The following is a 6,000-nucleotide window of genomic DNA, read 5'->3' on the forward strand; positions in this document are numbered from 1 at the left end:
CGCCGATCGGCTGATCATTGACGAATTATTTGCGCACAGCACATCGCAGGATTGATTTGTCACGCTGGCGTGCGACGCTTGCACATGCGGGCGATGTGGTTGCGCCCGCACTGCGTCAGTGCATCGCCCAGGACGAACTCGCGCGTCCCGCTTTGGAGCTAGAGCCATGTTGCCAAGCAAACGCCATCTCGCCTCCGCGCTCGCCGCATTGTTGGTCGGCGGCTCGCTGCTCCCGCCGGCGGCGCAGGCCTGCACCCGCCTGGTCTATCTCGGTGCCGCCGATCAGGTGATCACCGCCCGCTCGATGGACTGGGCGCGCGATATCGGCACCAATCTTTGGATCTTCCCGCGCGGCATCAAGCGCAACGGCGAAGTCGGGCCGAATGCGCTGCAATGGACCGCGCGCTATGGCAGCGTCATCGCCTCGGCCTACGACCTCGCCACGTCGGACGGCGTCAATGAAGTCGGCCTCGTCGCCAATGTGCTGTGGCTGGCGGAATCCAGCTATCCGACATTCGACGGCAGCAAGCCGGGATTGGCGCTGTCGCTCTGGGCGCAATATGTGCTCGACAGCTACGCCACCGTCAAAGAGGCGGTCGACGCACTCGCCAAGGAGCCGTTTGTCGTGGTGACGGCAAATCTGCCCGACGAGGATCGTCCCGCCACCGTGCATCTGTCGCTGTCGGATCCGAGCGGCGACAGCGCGATCATCGAGTATATCGACGGCAAGCAGGTGATCCATCACAGCCGCAGCTATCAGGTGATGACCAACTCGCCGGTGTTCGAGCAGCAACTCGCGCTCAACGCCTATTGGCAGCAGATCGGCGGCACCGTGATGCTGCCCGGCACCAACCGGGCCGCCGACCGCTTCGCCCGCGCGTCGTTCTATGTCGATGCCATTCCGAAATCGGAAAAGCCGGCCGAGGCGCTCGCCAGCGTGTTCGGCGTGATCCGCAACGCCTCGGTGCCTTATGGCATCACCACACCGGATCAGCCGAACATCTCCTCGACGCGCTGGCGCAGCGTGGTCGATCACAAGCGCAAGCTGTACTTCTTCGAATCCGCCCTGACGCCGAACGTGTTCTGGGTGGACGTCACCAAGGTCGACTTCGCCGCCGAAGGCGCAGTGAAGAAGCTCGACCTCGGCCCCGGCCAGAGCAACATCTTCGCCGGCGAGGTCCACAATCAGTTCAAGCCGAGCGCGCCGTTCAAGTTTCTGGGGCTTCCAACAAAGGAATAGAGCCGCGCACCACGCCGCGTTCGGCGGCTTATTTGATCTTGTTGATCCGGCGCAGGTCGGCGTCGATGCGCGATTGCCAGCCATCGCCGCCGGCCTTGTATTTGTCGATCACCTCGCGCGACAGCCGCAGTGACACCAGCTTTTTGGTCGGCGCCTTGTTGGGTCCGCGCCCGCGGCGGATCGAAGCGGCGAGATCGGGGAAGACTTCGGCGAAGGGCTTGGCCTTCGCGAAATCCTCCGCGGTCCACTCAGGACTGTCGCCGACCTCGTCCCAATCCTGCTTCGTGTAGCCCCGCCCGGGCTGGAACGTCTTCAAAGTCCTCTTAGCCATCGAGTAGTTTCCTCCTCTCGCGTCGGTTGGCCGGCCGCATACTGATGACGCTCAGCGCTTCACGCCCCATCGGCCTGAACACAACAGCTATATCGCCGAGATCAGAGTGGCCGATCGCCAGCCACCGCTTGGAATGCGAAGGCCTGATGATGGCCCGCTCGAAGAATGCGATGTCGAGTTTGGCGAAGTCCATGCCGTGCTGCTCGATATTCGCGATCCGCTTGTGCTCGTCCCAAACAATGATCATGCTTATATCGTATCTACAAAATAATTGCGAGAGGATTTGGCGGCGCGACGGAGCATGGACCAGCCGCCGCCGGCCGCCTACATGATCCCGGCACCTTTCCGGAGACCTCCATGCCGACCGAGACTTCTTCCTCACCGGACGCGGCGTCCGGCGAAATGCCGGCCGCGACGCTCGCCAATTGGCGCACGCCGCCGTTCAGCCGCTGGGCCTTCCAGCACGTCGACGAGTTGATCGCGACCGAACGGATCGCCAATGCGGTCGACGATTTCTGGCCGCTGCGTACTGCGCTGCGCAGCTTCGATGACTTCCGCGTTCGCGCTCAGGGCGGTGAGACGCTGGACTTCGCCGGATTCCTCGAGGCGACCGCGACGGATGCGCTGGTGATCGTCCACGATGGCGCGATCGTCTGCGAGCACTACGCCAACGGCATGACGGCGCAGACGCCGCACATCATCATGTCGGCATCGAAATCGATCACCGGTCTGGTCGCCGGCATTCTGGCGGAGCGCGGCACGCTGAATCTCGACGCGGAGGTGACCACGCTGCTGCCGGAGATCGCCGCCACCGCCTATCGCGGCGCGACGCTGCGGCAGATGCTCGACATGCGCACCGGGATCGTCCTCGACCTCGACGCTACCCGCGACTACGCGGCCGCCGCCGGCTGGGATGCGCTCGCGCCCGATCAGCCGCCGTCGGATCTGAAGAGCTTCTATCAGCGCCTAGCTATCAAGCCGCAGCCGCATGGCGGCTCGTTCCGCTACACGTCCGCCAACACCGATCTGCTCGGCTGGGCGATCGAACGCGCCAGCGGCCGACGATTCGCGCAGTTGGTGTCCGAGTTGATCTGGCAGCCGCTCGGCGCCGAGCAACCGGCGTCGGTTACGCTGGATCGCGGCGGCCTCGCCCGCGCCACCGGTGGCTTCAGCATGACGGCGCGGGATTTCGCGCGCATCGGGCAGATGATGCTGGATGGCGGCGCGCGCGACGGCCGCGCGATCGTGCCCCGCACGTGGGTCGACGACCTCTGGCAGCACGGCGACCGCGCCGCCTGGCACACCGGCGAATGGCAGAAGCTGTTTCCCTATCGCAGCATGAGCTATCGCGGCGGCTGGTACGTCGTCGACGACGAGCCGCGGATGATGTTCGCGATGGGGATCCACGGCCAGAATCTGTTCGTCGATCCGGCGCACCGCCTGGTGATCGCCAAGCTGTCGTCCCAAGGCGCCGCGGTCGACAACGCTGCATGGGCGGTGACGCACCGCGCCCTTCCGGAACTGCGCCGCAGCCTCATCGCCTGATGAACTGACGCGCGACATAAAAAGGCCCGGTCGCCGATCGGCGCCCGGGCCAAGTCAAGGGAGGAAACGCCCCAAGGAAGGGGACCGCGACGGACCGCGCCGCGGCTGTATTTGTTCTCTCACAATCCGCGCGTACGTCCTATTTGGGACAGTCCCGAGCCGTAGTTTTACGGAGGTTGCAGCAGCGACGCGGCGGGCTGTCGGCATGCCGCATTGATGGTTGTGACGCGCTTCACACAGCGCTCCGCACACTCGAATCGACGAGGCTTGTTAGCCCGAACCGGGAGCGGTTTTGCGCCAAGCGCGATTACTTGACGATCAGCGCCGCACCGGCAAAGCTCCTCGTCATTGCCGCTCGCCTGTTCGATGCCTCCTGCCGCCATTCATATCAGGGACGCTGCTCATCATGCCGCTGGTTGTCCGATCCCGCACCGAGAAATGCCTCGCCGAACCAAGCCGCGCAGCGCGATCCATCGCGCCTGCGGCCCTGCTCGGCTTCGCGTTCGTATTCGCGTTCGTATTTGCCGTCCTGATCCAGCCCGCATCCGCGCAGTCCGGCAGCGCCGGCGGCAGCCTCGGCGACGGCGAGAAGTCGCTGTCCGGGTCGCGCGCGCCGCGCGGCGTGGAATCGTCGGCGCCCGCCCGCCCCCGCAAACCAGCACGCGACAAACCGCGCGCCGCCCGGTCCAGTGCGAGCGGTGGCGCCAACTTCGACGGCGCCTGGGCGGTGGTCAGCGTCGGCCGGCCCTGCGGCGGCGCCTCGGAGGCGATTGTGATCTCCGGCGGACGATTCACCGGGCAGTACACGTCTGGCACGGTGACGCCGAGCGGCCAAACCAGCGGCTCCGGCTCGGCCAACGGCATCAGCTGGACCTCGTCCGGCCGGTTCTCGGCCCGCAGCGGCTCCGGCAGCTTCCGCCGCTCCGACGGCTGCGTCGGCAGCTGGACGGCGTCGAAACAATAACACGCGATGATCAGCGCCCCGAGCCGTCGGCGCAGACCGCGCCGACGATCCGGCAGGCCTTGCCGGATTTGCCGCAGGCGCCGAGCGCCGCCTCGCGCGCGCTCTCGACCTTGTCGCGATCGACCAGCGACCACGCCTGCGGCGACACCGCGAAGGCGCCGCAGCGCCCGCCATAAAAGCTCAGTTCCATCGGGCATTTCGCCGCCCCGCATTTGGCGCGCGCATCCGCCACCGCCGCCTTGCGGGAGGCGTGGTTCCAGGAGATGCCCCACTTCTCCTTGTCGGGATCGTACACGATTGCTCCCCACGGCTTGAGATCGTCGGCGCTGCGCAGGCGTGCCAGCACATCTTCGGTCGCCTCGCCGGTCTGCGGCAACGAGGCGCGCTGCTGGAATTTGCTGATCGCCTGCCGCAATCCCGCGCTGGCATTCGGCACGTCGGGATCGAAATTGAGTTCATAGAGCCGATCGCGCAGTTCACGCAGCGCCACCGCATCGGTGAGCGGCCCCCGCTCGGGGCCCGGTCGTGGCGCGCTGAGCCGCGCCTCCTGCGTCGATGCCGTGGCGGCTTGGGCCACTGCCGGCGCCACGAAGTAGAAGGTGCCGTCGATCGGCGACGACGACACCCAGGGCTGCTGCGCGCCCGCGGTCGCCCGCATCACCGCGAGCCCGACCTGGTTGAAGGTCTGGAACAGATCGAGGCCGGCGAGCCGGACGGTGGCGGCGAGCGCGCGCGTGTAGGGACTGTGGCCATCGCCACCGTCGAGCGCGACGCTGCCGGGCTGCGTCGCGTAGGAGATCAGCGTGCCGTCCGGCGCCCGCATCTGTGCCAGGCCGCCTTCCGCGGCGCGCAACCCGCGCACGCCGAACGGATTGTTGCGGCACGCGTCGAGGATCACGATCTTCAACCGCGTCCCGGCCCCCTGCATCTGTCGCAGCACCACGTTGACGTCGACCATCTGGAAATCGACGTCGGCCTCGCGGGTCGGATTGGCGTTGACCGGGACGAGATAATTGGCGCCGCTGATCTGCACGCCGTGGCCGGCGTAGTAGAACAGCGCGACGTCGGCACCTTGGCTCTGTCGGCCGAAGCTCTGCACCGCGGCGTCGAGGCCGGGCTTGTCGAGGTCGAGCTGGGCGTGGCCACCGACCAGCGTGAAGCCGATGCCGGCCAGCGTCTCGGCCATCAGCGCCGCATCGTTCTTCGGATTGTCGAGCCGCGAGACGTTCTGATAGCCGGAATTGCCGATCACCAGCGCGACGCGCTTTTCGGCAAGCGCCGGCGACTGCCACAGCGCCGCCAGCACGGCGAGCGCCCATCCGATCACCAACCGCCCCATGCCACATCCGCTCCAGCAGATCCGGGCCACGACGCCAGACTAACCGCTTTGCCCGCAGTAGGGAAAGCCGCTGTGCAAACGGTCCGAGCAGCGTCTCGGCAAACCGCGAGCGTTCTCGCCTTCGTGCTTCGTCTGCCTCGAGCGCTGGAGGCCGCCTGTTCGGCACGCCGGACACGCCCGGATTTGAACGATTCAAAACAACCCGGCGGGTTCGCTGTCGATGCCGCTGCCTCCGCGCAGCCCAGCTGAATCAAGGCGATATTCCGCTCTGCGCATTGCAGTCGCGCCGACAGCGTGCCTGGTTCGATCAATTCCAAACTTGGTTCGCGCAAAAGCTTTGCAACCGCGTTGATGCACGCCGCTGGATCCGATTAGTACGCCTCGACAAATGGGGGCCAATGATGAAATCCATCGACGCCGGCGCGAATGCCGGCCGCAGATCCGCGATCAACGCACTGTTGCTGAGCAGCGCATTGATCGCGCCGAGCATCTGGCTTTCATCTGCTGCGTCTGCGCAAACGGCGAGACCCGGGGCGACCGAACTTCCCGCCGTCGAGATCACCGCGCCGCAGCCGAGCCGG

General features: G+C 66.3%; 7 protein-coding genes. 4 read left to right on the top strand and 3 right to left on the bottom strand.

Annotated elements, in window-relative coordinates; genetic code table 11:
• Window positions 1–166: 166 nt before the first annotated feature.
• Window positions 167–1,240, top strand: coding sequence for a linear amide C-N hydrolase (locus tag IP86_RS06990; protein WP_054161798.1), 1,074 nt, complete (start codon window positions 167–169; stop codon window positions 1,238–1,240).
• Window positions 1,241–1,268: 28 nt separating this feature from the next.
• Here the strand turns inward: IP86_RS06990 and IP86_RS06995 are convergent, their stop codons facing one another.
• Complete coding sequence (locus IP86_RS06995; protein WP_054161799.1) at window positions 1,269–1,571, bottom strand: BrnA antitoxin family protein; 303 nt, start codon at window positions 1,569–1,571, stop codon at window positions 1,269–1,271.
• Entirely contained in the window at window positions 1,564–1,818 is a 255-nt protein-coding gene (locus IP86_RS07000; protein ID WP_054161800.1) for a BrnT family toxin, read from the bottom strand. The genes IP86_RS06995 and IP86_RS07000 overlap by 8 nt, the downstream gene beginning before the upstream one ends.
• Window positions 1,819–1,928: 110 nt before the next feature.
• Between IP86_RS07000 and IP86_RS07005 the strand changes: the two genes are divergently transcribed.
• Together IP86_RS07005 and IP86_RS07010 are read left to right on the top strand one after the other, a co-directional pair.
• Entirely contained in the window at window positions 1,929–3,116 is a 1,188-nt protein-coding gene (locus IP86_RS07005; protein WP_054161801.1) for a serine hydrolase domain-containing protein, read from the top strand.
• A 406-nt stretch (window positions 3,117–3,522) separates the two neighbouring features.
• Entirely contained in the window at window positions 3,523–4,080 is a 558-nt protein-coding gene (locus tag IP86_RS07010) for a hypothetical protein (protein WP_245290560.1), read from the top strand.
• A gap of 10 nt (window positions 4,081–4,090) precedes the next feature.
• Here IP86_RS07010 and IP86_RS07015 read toward each other — a convergent pair whose 3' ends face one another.
• Window positions 4,091–5,419, bottom strand: a complete 1,329-nt coding sequence (locus IP86_RS07015; RefSeq protein ID WP_054161802.1) for a caspase family protein — start codon at window positions 5,417–5,419, stop codon at window positions 4,091–4,093.
• 401 nt (window positions 5,420–5,820) lie between these two features.
• Here IP86_RS07015 and IP86_RS29220 point away from each other — a divergent pair.
• Window positions 5,821–6,000 (top strand): hypothetical protein (locus IP86_RS29220; protein ID WP_210168168.1); only part of this gene is annotated, 180 nt, incomplete at its 3' end.

It is taken from the genome of Rhodopseudomonas sp. AAP120, assembly GCF_001295845.1.
GTDB lineage: Bacteria > Pseudomonadota > Alphaproteobacteria > Rhizobiales > Xanthobacteraceae > Rhodopseudomonas.